At 36.1% G+C, this 515-nt stretch carries 1 pseudogene; it reads right to left on the reverse strand.

Going from position 1 to position 515, the window contains the following annotated elements:
- A pseudogene (locus tag LIZ98_RS17670) lies at window positions 1-515 on the reverse strand (IS1634 family transposase); the annotation flags it as partial.

A 515-nucleotide genomic window follows, 5' to 3' on the forward strand; every position in this document is an offset into this window, starting at 1 on the left:
GCCGACTGTCCTTTATAAATTTTCAGAACTTCTTGATTGGATAGTGTCTCCTCGTCTAATTTATTCGTGATTAGAACAAACGTGCTAAGTTTTTTCTTCTTTTTTTCGATAAAATCACGATCTTTTTTAAACGATTCCAGTTGAATCTGATAGACTTGTTCTCGCTTTGTCTGTTCGCCTTTTTTGGGTCTGCCCCTCTTTTTTCGTTTGACAGGTTGATCACTCATCTGGACATTTAGTTCATAACAGAAATAGGAGGTCTTTTGTTTTTTCTTGAAAGCTTGTATTGCCTCAAGTGCGTCTTCTTTACAATGAAAGGGAACTTTACTCAGTTTTTCTATCTCTTTTTTTAATTTTGTTTCTTCCTTTTCGATCGCCCGATTTAGGGTTTTCTCTTTTCGTTGATCTAAAATGTTTGAGTGGACAACAAGAAACCGGTAAGGAAGGTCTTTGATTTGTCTTTCAAAAGCTTGAATTTGGTAAATAGCTGCGTCTTTTTTATCGCTGAGTGAGCC

Source organism: Caldibacillus sp. 210928-DFI.2.18, assembly GCF_020554505.1.
In the GTDB taxonomy this organism is placed as follows: Bacteria; Bacillota; Bacilli; order Bacillales; family Caldibacillaceae; genus Caldifermentibacillus; species Caldifermentibacillus hisashii.